Genomic DNA, 18,552 nt, shown 5'->3' on the forward strand with positions numbered 1-18,552 from the left:
CGTAAATGCGCTGATGAATGACTATTCACCGAAACAATGAGGTGTTTTTCACCTGCTTGTGCCTATACTAGACTCCCATTTTCAGGATTGAGATGAATATTTCATCTTCGACTGTAATGGGTATATCACGTAAGTGAGGTTTGTATGCGTACTTCGTTTTCTCGCCCTAGGGTGAATCGAGGACTAGTAAGTCGACCGTTTAAGCCTGTGCAGAAAAAAGCAGTAGGGTAGCGACAAGGATACAAAGCGTTACGTTAGAAATAATATAAAAACTCGGCATTAATATGGCCGGGTTTTTTACGTTTAGCGCAGGCGAAACATTAACAGATTAGTTATTTTGCGCGTGTAGATTAGTGTTTACTGTTGCACACGTCTGCACGCTAGGCACCTTTTTTTCAGGTGACTTTCCACCTTCTTTTTTCGCTGGGATATAACGCTCTGGGCGATGGTTTAATGAAATGACCATATTCAAGCAGAACGCTGCTAGAATCGATATAAGCACTAAATGCCATGGAATGAAGAAAAGCCCGCAAAGCAAAATAACGCTATCTACAGTAAGTTGGAACGTACCGGCGCGAATATTAAATCGAGATTGCAAATAGAACGCTAAAATTCCCAAGCCGCCTAAACTAGAGCTGTGTCTGAACATGATCAACATACCCACACCAATAAGCAAACCACCTAAAATGGCAGCAAATATAGGGTTAATGCTAGAAATGTCGACGAAGGCTGGGATCTGCTCAGTCAGAATAGACACTGTGGTCACAGAAATAAACGTATTCAGTGTGAAGCGCTTGCTGATGCGAGTCCATGCTAGCGTGTAAAAGGGCAAGTTGATTAGGAAGAATAGAACACCGAAGTCCATATCAATCGCGTAAGTTCCCAGCAATGCGATACCCGCAGCGCCACCTACCATCAAATCTTGCGATTGGAACAGAAATACACCAAATGCCACGAACAATCCGGCACTAACTAATGCAAAGATATCTTCGATAACACTGTGATTGGAGTTTTGCATAAGTGGCGATTCTTAGTTGATAAGACACGCTGTAATTATACGTTTACGTTGGTAGGGTATACAGGGTTGTGGTTAGATAACATGCTGAGCTTAAAATCTATTGGTACGCGCAGCTTTACGACTTTTAACTGCAGGGTAAACAGTAAGTTGCTGACTTGTAAATACTGCACCATTTGTGAGCGAAAAGCGGGCTATTCCACCACTGAAAACACCACAATGTCTTGTCTGTTGAATTCAACGCGGCAGTGCATGTAACCGAAGTTTAGCGGACTATAGGCCACTATGCGGCTACCAACCGCTAAAAACTCGGTATCCCATACCAATAAATTAGTGGTATTTAATTGTCGTTCAACACTATTTTTCGATACCCCTGGCGTAAAGTTATCACATAAATAGATAACTTCTTTTCTGGCTTCAAGCCCATAAAACGCAGTCGCAATTAATATCGCAATGGCCAATATAGCCACTATGTCGGTAATGATTGAACGCTTCATGGGGGACAAAACAAATCTCCAGAGGGTGTGGTTACACCTAATTAAGGTCGGCATGCGCGGGTTGTAGTAAATCCCACTTATTGCCAAAACAATCTTTAAAAATAGCTACCGTACCGTAAGCTTCTTCTCGCGGCGTTTCTAAAAATTCAACGCCTTTATCACACATTGACCGATGATCGCGCCAAAAGTCATCGGTATGTAAAATCATAAAAACTTTACCCCCAGCTTGCTTTCCAATCATCGCTTTATCTTCGTCCGATTTAGCTTTAGCTAACAGAAGCGACGTTGCACTGCCTTTCGGTGTGACTAATACAAAGCGCGACCCTTCCCCTTTATCTCTGTCTTCGGTAAGAGCAAAATTAAGGGTTTGGGTGAAATAGGCAATAGCACTATCGTAATTGTCTACAAGGAAGGTAATAGCTGAAATGTGATGCTGCATAGAATCTTGTTTTACGTAAATTTTGTGGAATTTTACCCACTATATAACGCAAATGAAATGTACTTCATCGACAATTTCACCTTACATATTTCGTGTACGACAATGATCTTTTTGTAAGGTTCACTCTATATAATTTGTACTGAAGGAATATATATCACAACGAGGGTCTCCAAGGCGGAGTGGTCTAAGTTGTGAGCAAATTGACATTAGGACAAGGAATGAACAGACAACTTCCACTACTTTCCTTAGCCGCACTATTAGGCAGCAACTCCTTTGCAGTGCAGGCAGATGAGCTCCCTTTTACTCTTAGCGGCCACGTACGGGTTAATTATGGTCATCAAGATTGGCAACTTCCTGAAATAAGAGATGGATTTGAATTTGAATCTATCAAGCTAGGTGTTGCTGGAGAGTCAGATCAGTTTAGCTATAAAGCAGAATATCGATGGTACGAGAATACCGATTTCGACACTATTCGCTTTGCCGAACTTACCTACCATTGGGATGAATCCACCGACATCACCGCCGGTATTACGCAAACCCCTTTCGGCTTGCAGCCCTTTGGTTCAAACAACTTTTGGTTTTCAGTTAATTACTACCTAGGCTTTGAAGATGACTATGAAGCCGGTATTAAGATAAATCACGATTACGGTAATTGGGACTTTCAAGCCGCTTACTTCATGAATGACGAATATAACGATGCCGCTGAATTTGGCCGTTACTCATTCGATGTGGCCGATGATGGTGAGTTTCGTAACCAAGAAGATGGCCAATACAACTTACGTGCAAACTATACTGCAAAGCTGCTGCCAAGGAGTACCACCGACATTGGTGTGTCTTACCAATATGGCGATATCTTAAACTTAGATACGTTAGAAGATGGCGATATGACAGCTTACGCCGTTCACGTACGCCACCAGCAAGGTGATTTTAAAGTAGAGCTTCAATACATTGATTACGAGTACGACTTAGCTGCACCGGAAGGCCAAGCCACAGATAGAATTTCGCTTTCTGCATTTACGTTTCCGTTCTTAGCGGCAGCCGATGGGTCGACGTATTCGGCGAATTTGGTGTATTCAGTACCTTATAAATTCACCCGTATTGACTCGCTAACGTGTTACACGGAGTACAGTGTGGCGCAGGGTGATGAGGCATCAGGCCGAGATTCATCGCAGTGGATAAACGGTTGTAGTTTTGGCTGGGACAAATTATTTGTGTATGTAGATAGTATTCAAGGGAAAAACATGTGGTTTTCTGGTGGTCCAGGCGTGGGCTTAGACCTGGGTGGTCGCCAAGAAACAACACACAGATTGAATATTAATTTAGGTATCTATTTCTAAGGGAAGATTATGCGTTTATTAGCTATTTTCACATTACTATTGGCGTTAGTCCCACTGCATAGTTGGGGGCATGCTTGGTTAAAAATTAAAATTGCTACCACAGAATATGCGCCTTACACCTCATCTGAAATGGAGCATAAAGGGTATATTAACCACATCATTTCACAGGCTTTTTTAGAGACAGGTGTGGTGGTTGAGTTTGTATCAATGCCGTGGGATGAAGCCGTAGAAGCCACATTGAATGGCGAATTCGATGCGCTGTCTTACGGAAATTTCGTGCGCGCGCGTGGTGAAAAATTCTGGCATAGCGACCCAATCACCGCTGAAAGCCTAGTTTTTTACGTGAATGGAAAGTCTGACATAGCGTCATGGTCGAGCTTCGACGAACTGAAAGATAAAAAAATGGGGGTGACAGAAGGCTATTTGTACAATAACGAGTTGGCCACTTATATTGAAAATACCCCTTCGGTAACCACCTACGCAACAGACAAAGAAAACCTAGAAGCGTTAGTGAGTGGGGAAATAGATTTGTTTCCCATTGATGATTTAACGGGTTGGTACTTGCTTCAACGCGACTTCACAGATGAGCAGCGTCAAGCGGTAATGACTATCGACCCGTTTATATCTACCGTCACCACGCACTTACTGGTAGCAAAGGGTAGAAATGACGACAGGTTGCTTATTGAGCTTTTCAATAAAGGCTTGGAAGAACTAACACTAGACGGAAAGCTAACTCGCTTTAAACGGTTATTAAAAGACGGCTTTTATCAAGATCCGAAAAGGCCGGTTAACTTCGACAGACGCTAACAGTTACAAACTTGCGTATATGCGATAACCGATAGGGGTTAGACACAAAGGCGTTAAAAAAGGAGAGCATGCTCTCCTTTTCTATTATGCGCAAATGGGTAAATAAACACCCCTAAGCTGCGTTTATACAGTAAAACGTCCTACATTTTGCCCCAAGCTATTCGATACCTTATTAACATTCTCGCTGGCTTCGCTAGACCTAAAAACAGTCTGTACTGCTTTTTGGGTGAGGGTATTCAGTGAAGAAATATTTTCGTTTACGCTATCAACTACCTGACTCTGCTGTTCAGTAGCCGAGGCTATTTGATAGATGCCGTCATTGGCGCCACTGACGGCCTCTACCACTTTAAGCAATCGCTCAGAGAGTGCTGAGGATAAATCCACCACATCGGTAACCTGTGATGCACCACTGTTTATAGAGTTTACTGCTTCATCTACGCCTTTGTTAAGGTTAACCAGCATAGTATTGATATCGCCCGTTGCTTGTTGGGTTCTGTTTGCTAAAGAGCGGACCTCATCAGCTACAACAGCAAATCCTCTGCCTTGCTCTCCGGCACGAGCAGCCTCAATCGCAGCGTTTAGTGCCAGCAAATTAGTTTGATCTGCAATATCGCGAATTACCCCTAACAAAGAAGATATTTTTGTTGTTTCCTTCGCCAATTCTTCAATAACATGTCTGGCTTGGCTTATTGTTCCTGACATCAGTGTAATGCTTTCAGTCGATTGGGTTACCGCCTCTTGGGAAGCAAGGGCTTCGTCATTTGCCAATTGCGTTTCTGTAAGTGAGCCTTGCGTACTATTTGCGACTTCACGAAGTGCATGGCTCAGCTCGGTAACCGCAGTCGCAATTTGATCTAGGTTTTCGCTTTGCTGCCCCGAGATAGTGTTTGTCGCATCGGCTGCGCTAATTAATGAATATTGTGCATCAGCTAACGATTGTGCATCTGCTTTCACCATGGTGATAAGCCGTTGTAGGTTATTCATGAAATTATTAAAAGCTACCGCCACAGCGGTAATTTCATCGTTTCCATCAGTATTTAAGCGTTGGGTTAAATCGCCTTCGCCTTCACTAATAGAAACCAGCATGTTTTTCAAAATATGAATGCGACGGGTGACAAGTCGTGGGCCAACAATAATACTTCCTATACAAGCGAGCACTGCAAGCACGATAGCAATGATGAGTAACCAAGTTTGTAACGCATTTGAATCTAGGCTTTGTAGGGTTACTTCGTCAGATTGTGTTTTAACTGCCTCACCGATACGGTCATAATTCCCACGCAGCGTTTCGAATAACGCCATGCCCTCAGTGCGATATCGCTGGGCCGCCGCCGAGATATTTCCATTCTCAACTTGTTCAATAACGATTTGGTTTAAGGCTATCCAGCTTTCATAATCTTGGGTGAAGTCTTGCGTGACGCTGAGCATTTCAGGGTAATCTTTTATCAGACTTTTAACCTCAATCATTCTCGCTTTTGCTTGCTCAGCATTTTCTTCGTAGTCTGCAAGGTGATCACTGATAGATGTTGAATTCATAGAGCGATTGAGCATAAGTTCTAACAGCGCCGAGTGGGCTTGATATAAATCTCGGTCAGCATTCAGGGCGATACTGATTGATTGGGTATAGACCGTAGATAATGTCTCCGTGTTGTGTGCCAAATATCGACTGTTATTGATACTTATTGTGCTTACAACCAATACTAAAATGGCAACAAAACTCAATGGAACAGCAAATTTTTGCCTAACAGATAAATTATCAAAGTTCAGCATGGCTTATACTTCCTAGCTAGTAATAACGTACTAATTCACAAATTATTTCGATAAAGGGTAGTCCAAGAATTTTAGCTTTGCATTTAGACTTTCCACTAGATTTTCAATCAATATTAATAGACAAAAGAGGTAATGTGATTTTAATTTAACCGTCTATACTTCACGCCTTAAGAGCAGTCGAAGCTGTAAACGATTGAGGTATTAGAATGAAACTAGGTTATTTAAACATCGAAATAGTACTTTTGTGGAGGAAGCTATTATGAAGTTTTTTGTCATATTTGGCGTGTTTCTGGCGTTAACTTCACCATCGTTTGCTAGCGAGGTTAGTTTCGATGTAAGCGGTTCTTGGCGTCTTCGTTATGAGCATTTAAATAATCCCATTTTCCCTTCCTCAAGCGAAGATAGAGACCAAGTGAATCGGCGTGTGTCATCTCGTGTGCTACTTAAAACTGAAGCTAACTGGGATGTATTCAATGTCACCCTTGAGTTGGCCGACTCCCGCGTATGGTTAGATGATAACGACCCTACGTTAAAATCATCACAAGTGAATACCTTAGAGCCTTTACAGTTCTTCGCGCGCTACACGCCCCAAGATAGCGAATACTTAAAAGGTATCACCGCGGGACGAATTACTTTTGATCACGGTAGTCGCAGACTTATAGGCCAAGGCGTCTACCGCAATACAAAAAATGCTTTCGATGGCGTACTAGTCGATTATCAAGTTAGCGATTGGAACATTCGAGGTTTTTACTTGCTACCGGTCAGCAGACTACCTAGCGACAGCGGCGCAGTTGCTGATGCCGAACGCGCTTTTGACAAAAGCTACAGTGAGCGTGAGTTCTTCGGTTTATATATTACATCACCAGATAACAACGTGAAGCTACAGAGTTACTGGTTGAAAGAAGAAGATTCTGCAAAGCTTTCCACAAAAAATCGAGATTTGTACACACTTTCGGTTGATTATACCAAGCCCTTTGCTGATACATGGAAAGCTAACATTGAAGTTATTGGGCAAACCGGTACATCACATCAAACGGCAAGTGCAAGTGACACGACAGAATTAGACGTAGAAAGCTGGTTGCTTCATGCAAATATAGGCAAGAAAATTACCGACTACACGTTCTTACGCGGTGAAATAGACGCGATTAGCGGCGACAATGATAGTTCAGATAATACTATTTCTGACTTTGATAGCTTGTATGGAGTTAGACGTTTCGATTTTGGCCCAACCGATGTTTACCAAGCCATGCCACGAAGAAACTTATACACAGTTGGGGCAAGGAGTGTGACCAAGCCTTCTAAAGAACATAATATTATGGTGAGCTACAAGGCCATGTGGTATCAAAAGGCACCAGAGTCTGTTGATAATTTTATTGGACAACAGTTAGAAGCAAGATGGCGCTGGCAAATAATGCCATCATTGCGACTTGCAATTGGTGCAGCTTATTTGCTGAAAGGTGACGGGTTTGAGCGGGGCGATTACCCCGATGATAGCCAGTTTGTATTCACAGGCGCGCTGTATAAGTTCTAGATACGATTTAATTCTTACTCATTTTAATCTAATGCTGTTGGAAGCTCGCAATTTTGTGACGGGAATAGGTATACTCCTTAACCGCTTCTAGCAGTTTGTGATTAAAGGAAAAGGATTGAGTCACAGTATTTCACTCACACAATATCAACGCTTCATGCGCATGGTGCAGTTGCTTGGCCCAGGCGTATTAATGGCCACTGCTGCCGTTGGCGGAAGCCACCTTGTTGCTTCGACGCAAGCTGGCGCCAAATTTGGTTGGCAGTTAGTAATACTTATTCTTGCGGTTAACGTGCTTAAGTACCCTTTTTTCCGCGCAGGTGTCAGCTATACCATCAGCACTAAGCAAACCTTGCAATACGGCTACCATCAAATGGGTAAGGGTTATCTTATCGTAGCGCTGTGTTTAAATGCTTTAGCATCTGTGGTGAACGCAGCAGCGCTACTGCTCTTTGCAGCAAGCTTGCTTTCTTATTTTCTACCTTTCAACATATCTATTGCTATCGCCTCTGTGGCTATTCTCGGTGCCATTTTATTTATCTTACTGGCAGGACACTTTGAAGCCCTTGAAGGTGTAGCAAAAGCCATTATGGGTGTACTGGTTTTAGCAACCATTGCCGCTTTTTGTGCGGCGGTAATAAATATAGAGCCTAGGCCAGCCAATTTTGAGTCTCCCTCACCGTGGACGTTAGCTACCGTAGGGTTTTTGGTGGTCACCATGGGGTGGATGCCCGCACCAATAGAAATATCTAGCATTACGTCGTTATGGTTAAAACGCCAATGTAAAACACAAGCTGTCACCCCTAAAAATGCATTGTTCGACTTTAATTTAGGCTATGCGGTCACCACTATTTTAGCTTTGCTTTTCCTAGGCTTAGGCGCATTAGTGCTGCATGGAAGTGGCGAGACACTCGCAACAGGGGGCATCGGCTTTTCACAGCAATTAGTCAGCCTTTATGCCAACACGATTGGCGACTGGGCGCACTGGCTTATTGCCATCGTTGCCTTTCTTTGTATTTTCGGGTCGGCATTAACGGTTTACGATGGATATGCCCGCGTTATTGCCGAAGCCATTTCATTGGTATCGCCAAAGGAAATGGCGCGAGACGCAGTATTTGTACCTGTGCTACTGGCAATGGCAGCCATTAGTTTTAGTATTGTACTGTTTTTCAAATCTGCGCTACTGGCCATGCTAGGCTTTGCTATGACACTTGCCTTTGTTACCACGCCCATGTTTGCGTGGCTAAATCATCGTTTGGTAAAAAGCGCAGTGCTGCATGAAGATGCAAAAGCAAGCTGGTGGGTAACCCTACTTAGCTACGTGGGTTTAGTGTATTTGTTTGGCTTTTTACTGTTATTTGTATGGTGGAAATGGGGATAGCCTAAAACTTAGGTTTGGCTAGGGCTGAGCTTGGCGCGGCAAGTTACGATGGCGCGCGTTTTGTATAGATAAGCACTATTATCTGATATAGCACGTAAAAGCCTGCCAGCAATGAAACTAGCGCAATAATAGGGCTAAGAAATAACCAACAAAGTACATAAAGAACAAGCCCTATCACACCTTTTTCAGACGCCCTAGCAAATAAGTCTATGGCGCCCAAGATAAGTGCTGCGGCGCATAAAAGGCCAACTACTAAGGTTGTAACAATTAAAAGTGTGTTTTCCACTAACAAGCTATCCTAGCTTCTTTTGCCAAAACAATGCGTGGCCTTCGCCTTCCGCCAGTTCATAGCTAGTAAAACCAAACTTTTCATAGGCCGATTTTGCTACTGTGTTGTTGCTTAATACTTCTAGGGTAATTTTGCAGCAGCCTTTCTCGAGCGCTATTTCCTCTACTTTATCCAGCATTTTTTGACTAAGGCCTAAACCTCTGAATTCGGGAAGAACAGCAATATCATGAGTATTGATAAGCGGTTTGCAGGCAAAGGTAGAAAACGCTTCAAAGCAATTTATTAGCCCAGCGGGCTTACCATCAACAAAAGCAAGAATACTAAAGGCATGGGGTAGTGTAGATAGCGCATCGACTAAGTTGTCGTAGGTGTGTTTAGAAAGTGCCTCAGCACCACCCATAGGATCTTTCGCATATTCGTTTAGCAAATACGGAATGGCTTGCTTATGTGCTTCGTCAAAATAATCTGCTTTTAAAATTTCTATATTCATACACACCTTCACTTCTTTATATGCCCCAGCTTGCTTTAGACCCCAGTTGTTAAGAGAAGTCATGCTGGCGGATTTTGCACTGCTAGGGTTTACTTTAGTTTAATTTACTTCGTGTCAAATCTACTTTGTTTCAGGTTTATCTTCTGCTTTTTTAACGCGAATATTCGCATCGCCTAACGCATGGTTGTTCAACGACTTAATGGCCGCTTTAGCTTCGCCTGGTTTTGGCATTTCTACAAAACCGAATCCTTTAGAGGCACCGCTTTTTTCATCAACAACAATCGTGCAAGACTGCACAGAGCCGAAGGTTTTAAATAAACTAGCAAGCTCTTCTTGTGTAGTTTGTCTGTCTAAATTACGTATTAATATTTTCATTTTGTTTCCTGCGCGCTCGACAAGGTAAGAAGAGGCTTGTTATACAGCAAAGCTAAAGCGATGTAGATAGGTTTCGTGTTACTTCGCGGTATTCGCGGTAGTAAATCAAATTAAAAGCACATCGAATCAACGGTTAGGTAATTGGCTCCAATTCCCTTTTCAATTTAAGGCGCACTGTGCTCTTTACCTTCGGGCGCGTTGTGCTCTTTACCTTTGGGCGCGTTGCGCTCTTTACCTTTTGGGCGCGTTGCGCTCTGACGGTGCGGTTTTGAAGTTTTTAATCATCTCATGAGGATTAATATCTTCACTATGGCGCTTGGCCGCTTCTGCCCACCACATCAATTGATGTAAAGTACGAGAAAAATAATCAAACCACGATGATTGGTCTTCCCCTGAACACATCTCTGCGTTTGCTTCGAATACTTCCTGCGCCTTTGGAATATGAATCATAGCCGATACTGGTAAGCAACCTAACTCAGAAAGGTAAGTGCGCATGCCTACCGCTGCCCGCATACCGCCCCATTGCCCAGCCGAATAGGTAACAATAGCGCTTGGCTTATAAGCAAATAACGAACTACCAAAGTGATTGAGCAGGTTCGAAAGGGCAGGGCTCATGGAATGATTGTACTCGGGGCTAACCATGACATAGCCATCACAATTGGCAATTTTTTCTGCCAATGTATTTAGCTGCTCAGGCGCTTTACCCTTTGCATAAGCAAAATGGGGCTTAAATACGGCATCTAGAGGGTAATCTAACGGGTCTATTAATTCTATGTCATGCTCGTCGTAACGAAGCTGAAAGCAGGCCATAACCGCCTTTGCCACACGTTCACCAAGGCGAGCAGGTCTAGGTGGTGTGCTATCCCGTACCGTGCCTAAGAAAATAAGAAACTTCATTTGTACGCTCTTTTCACAAAACTATCCGGTTGAGCCGACAACGCCCGTGGTGGGAATAATAGTGAGGTACTGAAGCGCAGATCGCAAATCATCGCAGTGAATAATCCTTTGCAATTATCTTCCAAATCTTAATTCTGTTTCCATAATAGCCGCATTTATTAACTAAATCAGGTGTAATAGATTATAGGCATAGGTTTGGGAAACCGGTTTGATGTCGGTTTTGAAATCGTTTTGAAGAAGAACGCTAGTCCCCCATTTGCCATTGGAGATAATTTATTATGACATTTACTCAATTACAGCATGCACGTGCTTTAGATTTGCCAACGCGCGAAGCCATGCTTCATCGTGCACCATCCGTTCAACAGTTTTGGAATACAAACAACCAACTGCTGAGCAATGCGTGGAAAGAGTGGGAAGCAAGTGAAAAAGACAACTTATTCATCCTTGATGATTCCTTGCTAGATGCCAAGTTACGTAACGCAGTAATGCAAGCGTGGGAAAACCCTGAAAAAGAAACAGACGTAAAAGCACTTTTGGAAGAGGTATCGCCCGATGTGTATCAATTCCAATTCTTTGATCCTGAACGTTTGGTTGAGTTACGCGCCTATTTAGAAAAGGTATGGGATGCAGAAATAGCGTTAAGACCACCCTACGGTATAGTGTTGAACCGTCGTGGTGCCATGTTAGATGAGCGCTCGGAAGGGTATTTGGCTGCGCCAAGTTTTCAAGCGTTTTATCGCATGATGCTAGACACATACATGCGCCCAATTGCTCGTTTACTGTTTCCTGAAATTATGGGGTACGACACACAAACCTTTGGCTTTTCTATTCACTATCAGCCAAATACAGACACGTCGATCAGACCGCATACCGATGCATCAGCGGTAACGCTGAATATTAACTTAAATGTACCGGGAGAAACATTTACGGGCTCAACAGTAGACTTTTATGATGTGAAGGCGGGTAAAGTAAACCCATTAACGTTCAAGCCTGGTAGCGCTATGCTCCACCGTGGGAACGTGCCGCATGCAGCACAGCCTATCACCAGTGGCGAGCGAACTAATTTCGTACTCTGGTTGTATGGCAATCGTGGTCAAATGCCTCCACAAGGTTTGAAAGGCGTTAATGTTGATGCCCGTGAAAGATGGACAGTACCCTCTCAAGCACTAGATAACTTTGCACCATTTTAAGTGTGGTATCTAACAATAAGTAGCAGCAATAACGGGGGAGTGATCCTCCGTTATTATTCCTTCGAATTCATTTTTTTAGCGGCCATAAGACCAACAATAAAAATGATAAAAATAACAAACCCAACTGACAGTAAAATATTGAGTAAAAAATCCATTCTAGCCCCTTAATCTTTTCAGGTAGTTGCGAGTACAACAGTTTTCGCAATGACATAACCTCTATTTATACCATCACTACGCCAGATTAGCCCATATTGTTGTTGCCAAACTGTTACCGGTATAACGGCAAAGACACACCCGTGCTAGGCTTGTTCGATAGGGGATGGTTCACTTATCAGTAACTTCGCAAAAACATGCTTGTCGTAAAAGCGCCCATTTTTATAAATGGCTTTTTTCAGTATAGCTTCTTCGTTAAAGCCTGATTTCAAAAGCAGTTGCATAGATGCATGGTTACCCGCAAACACAGCGCCGAAAATTCTTACAATATTGGTATGGGCAAAGACAAAATCTGTCATTTGTCGAATAGCCTCTGCGGTTATGCCTTTACGCCAATACTGCTTATCAAGCCAATAGCCAATCTCCCCCGAGCGCTCATATTCAAACTGCCCTCGATTAACCCCAATGCACCCCACTAATACATCATCGTATGAAATGGCTTTGATGATGCCAGATTGACTGCCTTCATTAACCCACCAGGCAGCATCTGCACTTGTATAAGGGTAAGGGATTTTAGTAGAGAGGAACTCGGTGACTACCTCATCATTTAAGATGTGCACAAGCCTATCAATATCGCTGTTATCAAAATCTCGAAGAATAACCATTCAAATCCTATTGTAGCTAAGCGCTTGCTGTATTTGATGTAGACCGTTTAAACACTCTACTCACATGAATCAGGCTGGTTAATTTAATGAATGGTTTAATAATTAATTGCGCGCTACCTACTATAAATAACCACGTACCACTTTCAACAAGCGAGTCATTTAAAAAGAAAAAGCTACCAATCAGAAACCAGATAGCGATTAGCAAATCATTGAATGCACCTAAAGCCTCATAGCGACGCTGTATTACAATATGGTCATTACCGATATCTACGTCGAATTCCACACCTTGACTCACAAAACCTCCTAAACTCAACCTATTCGTAAACAGCATAGGCAGCATTGAATAAAACTTAATTTCAGGTACATTCGTTAACAACCGCTAAGCCCAAGTCTATGCTAGCCGCAATATACCCATATTCCTTCTTTGACAATTTGCACAGTTTTGTACTGTGCCCAATAAATAAAACGTACCATAAACACAGCACATAATTGAGCTTATTACCCAAAACGTTACTGAATTTTGATGTACTACAGGGGCTGAGGTAAAAAATGGTCCAATTAAGCCTACGACACCGCGCAACAAATAGATGGTAGTAATTAAAACCAAACAAGTTTTAAGTAGTGGTAATTTAAAAATGACACCAGCGCCAGACAAAGCATACAAGCCCCAGCCAGTGAGAATCGAAGCAACTATCAATGTAACTATTGTTGGATATGGGTCGCCTTGGGCGGCGAGTTGAGCCATTCTTTGGCCGGCGCCAAAAAAGAGATACCAGTCTGGGCCGCCAAAAATACAACTAATGTGAAGTAACGCAGCTAAAATGCTTAAACTGCCAGCGATTACTAGTTGAGTATTCTTGCGCATGTAATTCCTTTTGGCACATAACGGCCCGCATAACGGGCAAAAATACGTAGGCTACAATACCAAGCGAAGCTGCAGGGAGCCTGCGTGTTTTTGTCCCTAGTTAGCGCAGCGAGCGTTAAAGCGTTTGTTATATGCCCTACTTTCCATGAAAAGCGTATCTCGCCCGTGCCAAAAGCGCTTTGTACTGTTCCTGTGTTATTGCACCTACCGAAAGCTGCTCTTCTACGCGCATGATTTTTAAATGATATTCATTTTCCAGGTCTGCAACAATATAGCCATACTGCACTTCGTTTACTTCATCTGACCAAAACGCAGACCATGCAAGCTTTTTATTCCAAGGCATTCCTGATTTATGCAAAGGGTATGAATAGTCTTTTTCTATTACAGATTTGTCGGAAACACTTTTTACATTATCGCCTTCCGAAATAGCTAATTGGTAGCAATAGTTAAGTACCCAATCTACGGAATGTTTGACACCAATAGGGTGCCAATCAAAGCCTGCTGTGCATTCTCCTACTTTCTCACCTTCCTGACCATATAGGTTCAGGTTTCCACTTGCGCAACCAGATATAAGGCAAACATAACCTAAAACAGCCATGAATTTCATTTTTCTTCCTTGGGCATATAACACCCAAATAAGGGGTACAAACATGGCGGCTATAATCGGAACGAAGTGCCACAGCCGTCATGTTTGTATCCCAGCGAGCCAGCGAGCGACTTAATTTGATTGTTAGCTGCCACTTACTAGTAATGGTAACGACACGAGATAATCGTAATTGAGGTATCGTCCACGGCATATACCAAACGGTTGGTGTCATCTATTCTGCGGGACCAGAAACCTGAAAGATTTTCTTTAAGAGGTTCCGGTTTTCCAATTCCATCAAATGGAGAACGCTTAACATCCGAAATTAACTTATTGATACGTTTTAAGGTTTTCTTGTTTTGAGTCTGCCAATAAACGTAACTATTCCAAGCTTCATCAGTCCATGATAACAACCTGTTACTCATCAATAAGTTCTCGCTGGATCGTTTTTGCCGCTTTAAACTGTGCTATTGAACGATTTAAGTGTTCAGCGTTCGCTGGAGAACGAAGTAGATGAACGGTTTCCATAAGGCTGTTGTAGTAATCTAATGACATTACAACAGCATCCTCAGAGTCACGACGAGTGATTACTGTTGTATCTGCATCGTTGATTACATTGTCCAAAACGGCTTTTAGACCATTTCGTGCTTCGGTAAAAGAGACAATTCTCATTTTGCACCCCTCTTGTACATTATATGGGACAAGTTTAGACTGAAAACGGGAACATGTACAGGAAGTTGTGCATTACTGCGCCGTGGCAGCTAACACCTCAATAATAAGTGAACCATGTGCTGGCGGGCGATTTGCTCAGCAAATGGCATGACAGCCTTGGTGAATCTTAATTTATTGACTTGTTAGATTACGACTACTCCGAGCTATTTAACTCTTGAGGGTTAAACTGGTGGTTGTGGCTATTCCACTTTGATGCAATACCAATATCATAACCATAGGTGAGTGTTACTTGAATCAAGTTTTTGTTTAATGACTCTGGATAAGTTTTAACTATCACCTGTGCTAATTGCTTAGCAATATCCGAATCGTCAACATTATTTTTATAGAGAAAAGCCTGTGTATTCACATAAGTAGTCGTTGTCGTGCCGGAATCAGACGAAGTAAAAGTAGTTGAACCTTCTGTGACACCTGCATATTTTACTGATTCGTTACTATTTATTGCTTCCTGGGTAGCTAGTAAGCCTTTGAAAGGTTCTGATTTAGCTAAGTCGGAAGTAAATACTGGTACAAGGGCTGCTGTAATGAATAAACCTGCAACCACGACTAAGTGCGGTTTCCACACGGAAGGTAACTCTTCAGGGCTAATCTCAGTATTTACAACATAAGTATCTACAGCAAGGTCATGTAATGACTGCCGAGTTGCACGATTAAAAGTATATAAGTAAAAAATTGAAAATAAGCCGCCAAATATAATAAATGACAACGGATACATTAAATATGAAAGCAATGCTTCGTTAGTAATTTGTGCTCCATTCAGTGAAAATGGAACTGCAAGAAAGCTATACCTTAAAAATGACTTAGGTAGACTAATAGTTGAATTGGATGAATCTACTACCTTGATATTTAGTATTCTCTTACCAATAGTTTGGCCATTTGATAAGGAGCTATTCATAACTCCGAAATATGTAATTGATACGGCAAAACCAATTAATCTTCCCCATCCACCAAGCTGAACAAAGATATCTTCAAGGAATAAACCTACAACATATCCCAAAACACCTAAAACAATAGTGTCAATAAACAGCGCCCCGATTCTTCTCCAGAACCCGCAAATCCATTTTCCTTGTGCCTCTTCCAAAATTTAATCCTTACTACAATATTTAAAGTAATCTAACTTTCCAATAACGGGCGCGGACATGTGGGGCATAATGGCGAAGCCGCCCCGCGTGTATGCGTCCCAGCCCCCGCAGCGGGCGAACTTGATTTTTTGTTATATTGCATTGCCTATACATCCTCGATTGAGATACAACCAAACTCACCAGTTAGCTGCTCAATAAAAAAGCCGAGAAACAAGAAATAGTCTCCTGAACGGTGAGTATAAAAACCTTCGTTTGTAACGACAATTTCAAAGGACATATGCTCTCCGTGCATTGAGAGAATAATCCAATTTTTATCGTGTTTTTTAAATTTAAGACCTGTGCAAAGGTTATCTAGAAACAATGATGCTCGATCACAAGAGACTTTGTCTTCAAGCCTAATCTTTTGTGCTAATCCCAAAGATGCCTCCTGCAATATAACTTATAAATAAGGGCGCTGGCATGTGGGGCATAATGGCGAAGCCGCCCCGCAGGTATGCGTCCCAGCGAACGTGTTAAGCGCTTTGTATGGATAATTATTCCCTAAATTCACCACATTTCCTTTTCAAAGATGGGTAAAGTGAGGCCCAGACTTTGGCTGCAACCAAAGTTCGATTAAACTCAATGGTTAGAGATGGCGTCACGTGGGAAGAAAAAACGGTTTAACGTGGGAATTGACACCATAGTCGTTTGTTAGAAGCAGAGCCTGTTCCTTCGGCTTAATTAAAAACTAATAAAGTCAGCATACGATTGATTATTAACACAAACAAGTAAAACAACAGTGCTGTGATGGTTTTGATTTGACTGAAGCAAGCTGCCATTTGAGCTGACAGACGCAATGGCGCTTGCAGAATTGAAATAATATCTTGGCGATAAAGCGCCTATTGCACAACCTTTGAAGTTAATGCGGCGAAGTTAAAACCACCTAAAGCCAGAGCGATGCTGGTAAAACTGATGAGGGTAGTTGCGCCACTTTTTTATTTAGACAAACGTAGTTTAGGCTGCCGCCTTCTAACTTCCAAATAAGGGGCGCAGACACGTGGGCGATAATGGCGAAGCCGCCCATGTGTTTGCGTCCCAGCCTGCGCCAGCAGGCGACTTAATTTGTTTGTTATACCTGTGTTTTTAAAACCTTGGAACCGCTTTTTATAAATGAGCTTAAAGCACGGCTAACACAAGAATTTGAAAAAACGTTGAAATCATATGGTGCTCTTGAAACCTCGTAGTACGATAGCACTGATCCATTTTCAACGAATACCAATAAGGTTACTCCGTCATTAATCCACACTGACGTTAATGATTCTAATGGCCATTCAAAGCCGAGCAATTCACTTGCAGCTTCATTATTGGAGTAAGGGCCGAGAAAACAAACTTTATCCCAGTTTCCATCAACATATTCGACGAATTTAATTGGCTCTTTTGCGTAGTCAAAATTTAAGGACGGGGCTTCTACTTCACCATAGGAGCATGCGCTTAAACCAAGAATTAAAACCAATAAATTCAAATAATTCATAAGAAGGTATAACTTTTCAATAACGGGCGCATACATGTGGGGCATATTGGCGAAGCCGCCCCACGTGTATGCGTCCCAACGAACGCAGTGAGTGCGTTGATTGGCTTGTTATGCGTTGCGCTCATTCATACCTCTGACAGCAAAGAAGTAATAAACTAAAAAGCCTAACCATGAAAAGAATAGTGAAACGATGCACCAAACTAATTTGTGTACCCCCTTAGCTTTCTTTGATGTTAGGGCAACTAATACTGGTAAAAGCGTTAGGCTGAAAAGCACAATAAAAATGATAATTTGCCAAATACTCATGTTAAAAAAGAACTCCTTATCTTTTGTCTTCTATTTAAACGTATAACTTTCCAATAACGGGCGCAGACATGTGGGGCATAATGGCGCAGCCGCCCCACGTGTATGCGTCCCAGCGAACGTAGTGAGTGAGTTTATTGGGTTGTTATATGCCTTGTTTATTAAACCTGATGACATCTTTGTGTAATCCATAAGACATGCTCAATCCAAGCGTATCGTTAAAATAGAACTGAATATATCCATTATTGAGCCTAGCTTCCCAGTTACTGATATTGTCGTAGCGAGAAAGGTATAGATTTACTTTTTTCTGTCTCCCAAGGTTCCAAGACCTTCCAATGGGATCGTCGTACCAAGCACTTGAAACAATGCCATTAGTTTCATAAATAGCTACATTGTAAGCTGCATTTGAAATTTTATATTGCCTTTCCTCTTCGGACTCAAAAAAAACGGGACTGCCAATCTTTTTTAATATAGCCAATCCATCTTCTATTGGAATGCCTAAAGGTACGTGAGGGCTTTTGAGTTTTTTAAACCAGATAATGTCCGTATTCCTTTGGCATATAACTTTAAGCTAAGGGGCGCAGATACGTGGGGCATAATTGGCGAAGCCGCCCCGCGTGTATGCGTCCCAGCGACCGAAGGGAGAGGTT

24 protein-coding genes are annotated in these 18,552 nt (G+C 42.3%); 5 read left to right on the forward strand and 19 right to left on the reverse strand.

All coding sequences use genetic code 11. The annotated features are described in order from the left end of the window. Positions 1 to 328 precede the first annotated feature (328 nt). From AV939_RS02540 to AV939_RS02550, 3 genes are all read right to left on the reverse strand, one after another. The gene (locus AV939_RS02540) at positions 329 to 1,018 is read right to left on the reverse strand and encodes a YitT family protein (RefSeq protein ID WP_057794218.1); all 690 of its coding nucleotides are present in this window, start codon (positions 1,016 to 1,018) and stop codon (positions 329 to 331) included. Between the two features lie 191 nt (positions 1,019 to 1,209). Next, positions 1,210 to 1,512 (reverse strand): hypothetical protein, encoded by a 303-nt coding sequence (locus tag AV939_RS02545; protein WP_013785580.1) that lies wholly within the window; start codon positions 1,510 to 1,512, stop codon positions 1,210 to 1,212. Positions 1,513 to 1,549: 37 nt separating this feature from the next. Then, the gene (locus AV939_RS02550; protein ID WP_061996944.1) at positions 1,550 to 1,951 is read right to left on the reverse strand and encodes a VOC family protein; all 402 of its coding nucleotides are present in this window, start codon (positions 1,949 to 1,951) and stop codon (positions 1,550 to 1,552) included. Positions 1,952 to 2,169: 218 nt separating this feature from the next. Between AV939_RS02550 and AV939_RS02555 the strand changes: the two genes are divergently transcribed. Further along, complete coding sequence (locus tag AV939_RS02555; RefSeq protein ID WP_057794212.1) at positions 2,170 to 3,288, forward strand: hypothetical protein; 1,119 nt, start codon at positions 2,170 to 2,172, stop codon at positions 3,286 to 3,288. Between the two features lie 9 nt (positions 3,289 to 3,297). Further along, a complete protein-coding gene (locus AV939_RS02560) occupies positions 3,298 to 4,095 on the forward strand; it encodes a substrate-binding periplasmic protein (RefSeq protein ID WP_061996946.1) in 798 nt (265 codons plus the stop codon). 123 nt (positions 4,096 to 4,218) lie between these two features. Here AV939_RS02560 and AV939_RS02565 read toward each other — a convergent pair whose 3' ends face one another. Continuing rightward, entirely contained in the window at positions 4,219 to 5,862 is a 1,644-nt protein-coding gene (locus AV939_RS02565; protein ID WP_061996948.1) for a methyl-accepting chemotaxis protein, read from the reverse strand. Between the two features lie 259 nt (positions 5,863 to 6,121). On the opposite strand from AV939_RS02565, the gene AV939_RS02570 reads away from it, so the two are divergent. Continuing rightward, complete coding sequence (locus AV939_RS02570) at positions 6,122 to 7,393, forward strand: alginate export family protein (protein WP_156454612.1); 1,272 nt, start codon at positions 6,122 to 6,124, stop codon at positions 7,391 to 7,393. A 115-nt stretch (positions 7,394 to 7,508) separates the two neighbouring features. Continuing rightward, the gene (locus tag AV939_RS02575; protein WP_082746020.1) at positions 7,509 to 8,771 is read left to right on the forward strand and encodes an NRAMP family divalent metal transporter; all 1,263 of its coding nucleotides are present in this window, start codon (positions 7,509 to 7,511) and stop codon (positions 8,769 to 8,771) included. 43 nt (positions 8,772 to 8,814) lie between these two features. Here AV939_RS02575 and AV939_RS02580 read toward each other — a convergent pair whose 3' ends face one another. The 4 genes from AV939_RS02580 to AV939_RS02595 form a co-directional block, all read right to left on the reverse strand. After that, a complete protein-coding gene (locus tag AV939_RS02580; RefSeq protein ID WP_061996951.1) occupies positions 8,815 to 9,057 on the reverse strand; it encodes a hypothetical protein in 243 nt (80 codons plus the stop codon). A gap of 7 nt (positions 9,058 to 9,064) precedes the next feature. After that, entirely contained in the window at positions 9,065 to 9,550 is a 486-nt protein-coding gene (locus tag AV939_RS02585; RefSeq protein ID WP_057796393.1) for a GNAT family N-acetyltransferase, read from the reverse strand. A 120-nt stretch (positions 9,551 to 9,670) separates the two neighbouring features. Further along, on the reverse strand, positions 9,671 to 9,925 hold the full coding sequence (locus AV939_RS02590) for an RNA recognition motif domain-containing protein (protein WP_057794205.1): 255 nt from the start codon (positions 9,923 to 9,925) through the stop codon (positions 9,671 to 9,673). 231 nt (positions 9,926 to 10,156) lie between these two features. Beyond that, positions 10,157 to 10,822 (reverse strand): NADPH-dependent FMN reductase, encoded by a 666-nt coding sequence (locus tag AV939_RS02595; RefSeq protein ID WP_061996953.1) that lies wholly within the window; start codon positions 10,820 to 10,822, stop codon positions 10,157 to 10,159. A gap of 278 nt (positions 10,823 to 11,100) precedes the next feature. Here AV939_RS02595 and AV939_RS02600 point away from each other — a divergent pair, with 278 nt between their 5' ends. Then, a complete protein-coding gene (locus tag AV939_RS02600) occupies positions 11,101 to 12,012 on the forward strand; it encodes a 2OG-Fe(II) oxygenase family protein (RefSeq protein ID WP_061996955.1) in 912 nt (303 codons plus the stop codon). A 299-nt stretch (positions 12,013 to 12,311) separates the two neighbouring features. Here AV939_RS02600 and AV939_RS02605 read toward each other — a convergent pair whose 3' ends face one another. The 11 genes from AV939_RS02605 to AV939_RS02655 form a co-directional block, all read right to left on the reverse strand. Then, the gene (locus AV939_RS02605) at positions 12,312 to 12,830 is read right to left on the reverse strand and encodes a GNAT family N-acetyltransferase (RefSeq protein WP_061996957.1); all 519 of its coding nucleotides are present in this window, start codon (positions 12,828 to 12,830) and stop codon (positions 12,312 to 12,314) included. A 16-nt stretch (positions 12,831 to 12,846) separates the two neighbouring features. After that, positions 12,847 to 13,125, reverse strand: coding sequence for a YrhK family protein (locus AV939_RS02610; RefSeq protein WP_061996959.1), 279 nt, complete (start codon positions 13,123 to 13,125; stop codon positions 12,847 to 12,849). A 96-nt stretch (positions 13,126 to 13,221) separates the two neighbouring features. Further along, the gene (locus AV939_RS02615; RefSeq protein ID WP_061996961.1) at positions 13,222 to 13,695 is read right to left on the reverse strand and encodes a hypothetical protein; all 474 of its coding nucleotides are present in this window, start codon (positions 13,693 to 13,695) and stop codon (positions 13,222 to 13,224) included. A 136-nt stretch (positions 13,696 to 13,831) separates the two neighbouring features. Continuing rightward, a complete protein-coding gene (locus tag AV939_RS02620) occupies positions 13,832 to 14,302 on the reverse strand; it encodes a hypothetical protein (RefSeq protein WP_061996963.1) in 471 nt (156 codons plus the stop codon). Between the two features lie 137 nt (positions 14,303 to 14,439). Further along, positions 14,440 to 14,703, reverse strand: a complete 264-nt coding sequence (locus AV939_RS02625; RefSeq protein WP_061996965.1) for a Txe/YoeB family addiction module toxin — start codon at positions 14,701 to 14,703, stop codon at positions 14,440 to 14,442. Further along, positions 14,696 to 14,950: a type II toxin-antitoxin system Phd/YefM family antitoxin gene (locus AV939_RS02630; protein ID WP_057794191.1), complete on the reverse strand. Its 255-nt coding sequence runs from the start codon at positions 14,948 to 14,950 to the stop codon at positions 14,696 to 14,698. Before AV939_RS02630 ends, AV939_RS02625 begins: the two co-directional genes overlap by 8 nt. A gap of 193 nt (positions 14,951 to 15,143) precedes the next feature. Next, positions 15,144 to 16,088, reverse strand: coding sequence for an RDD family protein (locus AV939_RS02635; protein WP_057794189.1), 945 nt, complete (start codon positions 16,086 to 16,088; stop codon positions 15,144 to 15,146). A 146-nt stretch (positions 16,089 to 16,234) separates the two neighbouring features. Then, a complete protein-coding gene (locus AV939_RS02640) occupies positions 16,235 to 16,507 on the reverse strand; it encodes a hypothetical protein (protein ID WP_057794187.1) in 273 nt (90 codons plus the stop codon). Positions 16,508 to 17,197: 690 nt separating this feature from the next. Next, positions 17,198 to 17,599: a hypothetical protein gene (locus tag AV939_RS02645; protein ID WP_156454613.1), complete on the reverse strand. Its 402-nt coding sequence runs from the start codon at positions 17,597 to 17,599 to the stop codon at positions 17,198 to 17,200. A gap of 108 nt (positions 17,600 to 17,707) precedes the next feature. After that, entirely contained in the window at positions 17,708 to 17,905 is a 198-nt protein-coding gene (locus AV939_RS02650) for a hypothetical protein (RefSeq protein ID WP_061996969.1), read from the reverse strand. Positions 17,906 to 18,047: 142 nt separating this feature from the next. Then, positions 18,048 to 18,380: a hypothetical protein gene (locus AV939_RS02655; protein ID WP_231701268.1), complete on the reverse strand. Its 333-nt coding sequence runs from the start codon at positions 18,378 to 18,380 to the stop codon at positions 18,048 to 18,050. Positions 18,381 to 18,552: the final 172 nt, after the last annotated feature.

Source organism: Alteromonas sp. Mac1 (genome assembly GCF_001562125.1).
Taxonomy (GTDB): domain Bacteria; phylum Pseudomonadota; class Gammaproteobacteria; order Enterobacterales; family Alteromonadaceae; genus Alteromonas; species Alteromonas stellipolaris.

Excerpts from the sequence above, each read along its gene's own strand:
- AV939_RS02540 (WP_057794218.1), bottom strand. The coding sequence starts at position 1,018 with ATGCAAAACTCCAATCACAGTGTTATCGAAGATATCTTTGCATTAGTT.
- AV939_RS02545 (WP_013785580.1), bottom strand. The coding sequence starts at position 1,512 with ATGAAGCGTTCAATCATTACCGACATAGTGGCTATATTGGCCATTGCG.
- AV939_RS02550 (WP_061996944.1), bottom strand. The coding sequence starts at position 1,951 with ATGCAGCATCACATTTCAGCTATTACCTTCCTTGTAGACAATTACGAT.
- AV939_RS02555 (WP_057794212.1), top strand. The coding sequence starts at position 2,170 with ATGAACAGACAACTTCCACTACTTTCCTTAGCCGCACTATTAGGCAGC.
- AV939_RS02560 (WP_061996946.1), top strand. The coding sequence starts at position 3,298 with ATGCGTTTATTAGCTATTTTCACATTACTATTGGCGTTAGTCCCACTG.
- AV939_RS02565 (WP_061996948.1), bottom strand. The coding sequence starts at position 5,862 with ATGCTGAACTTTGATAATTTATCTGTTAGGCAAAAATTTGCTGTTCCA.
- AV939_RS02570 (WP_156454612.1), top strand. The coding sequence starts at position 6,122 with ATGAAGTTTTTTGTCATATTTGGCGTGTTTCTGGCGTTAACTTCACCA.
- AV939_RS02585 (WP_057796393.1), bottom strand. The coding sequence starts at position 9,550 with ATGAATATAGAAATTTTAAAAGCAGATTATTTTGACGAAGCACATAAG.
- AV939_RS02590 (WP_057794205.1), bottom strand. The coding sequence starts at position 9,925 with ATGAAAATATTAATACGTAATTTAGACAGACAAACTACACAAGAAGAG.
- AV939_RS02595 (WP_061996953.1), bottom strand. The coding sequence starts at position 10,822 with ATGAAGTTTCTTATTTTCTTAGGCACGGTACGGGATAGCACACCACCT.
- AV939_RS02600 (WP_061996955.1), top strand. The coding sequence starts at position 11,101 with ATGACATTTACTCAATTACAGCATGCACGTGCTTTAGATTTGCCAACG.
- AV939_RS02605 (WP_061996957.1), bottom strand. The coding sequence starts at position 12,830 with ATGGTTATTCTTCGAGATTTTGATAACAGCGATATTGATAGGCTTGTG.
- AV939_RS02615 (WP_061996961.1), bottom strand. The coding sequence starts at position 13,695 with ATGCGCAAGAATACTCAACTAGTAATCGCTGGCAGTTTAAGCATTTTA.
- AV939_RS02620 (WP_061996963.1), bottom strand. The coding sequence starts at position 14,302 with ATGAAATTCATGGCTGTTTTAGGTTATGTTTGCCTTATATCTGGTTGC.
- AV939_RS02625 (WP_061996965.1), bottom strand. The coding sequence starts at position 14,703 with ATGAGTAACAGGTTGTTATCATGGACTGATGAAGCTTGGAATAGTTAC.
- AV939_RS02630 (WP_057794191.1), bottom strand. The coding sequence starts at position 14,950 with ATGAGAATTGTCTCTTTTACCGAAGCACGAAATGGTCTAAAAGCCGTT.
- AV939_RS02645 (WP_156454613.1), bottom strand. The coding sequence starts at position 17,599 with ATGAATTATTTGAATTTATTGGTTTTAATTCTTGGTTTAAGCGCATGC.
- AV939_RS02650 (WP_061996969.1), bottom strand. The coding sequence starts at position 17,905 with ATGAGTATTTGGCAAATTATCATTTTTATTGTGCTTTTCAGCCTAACG.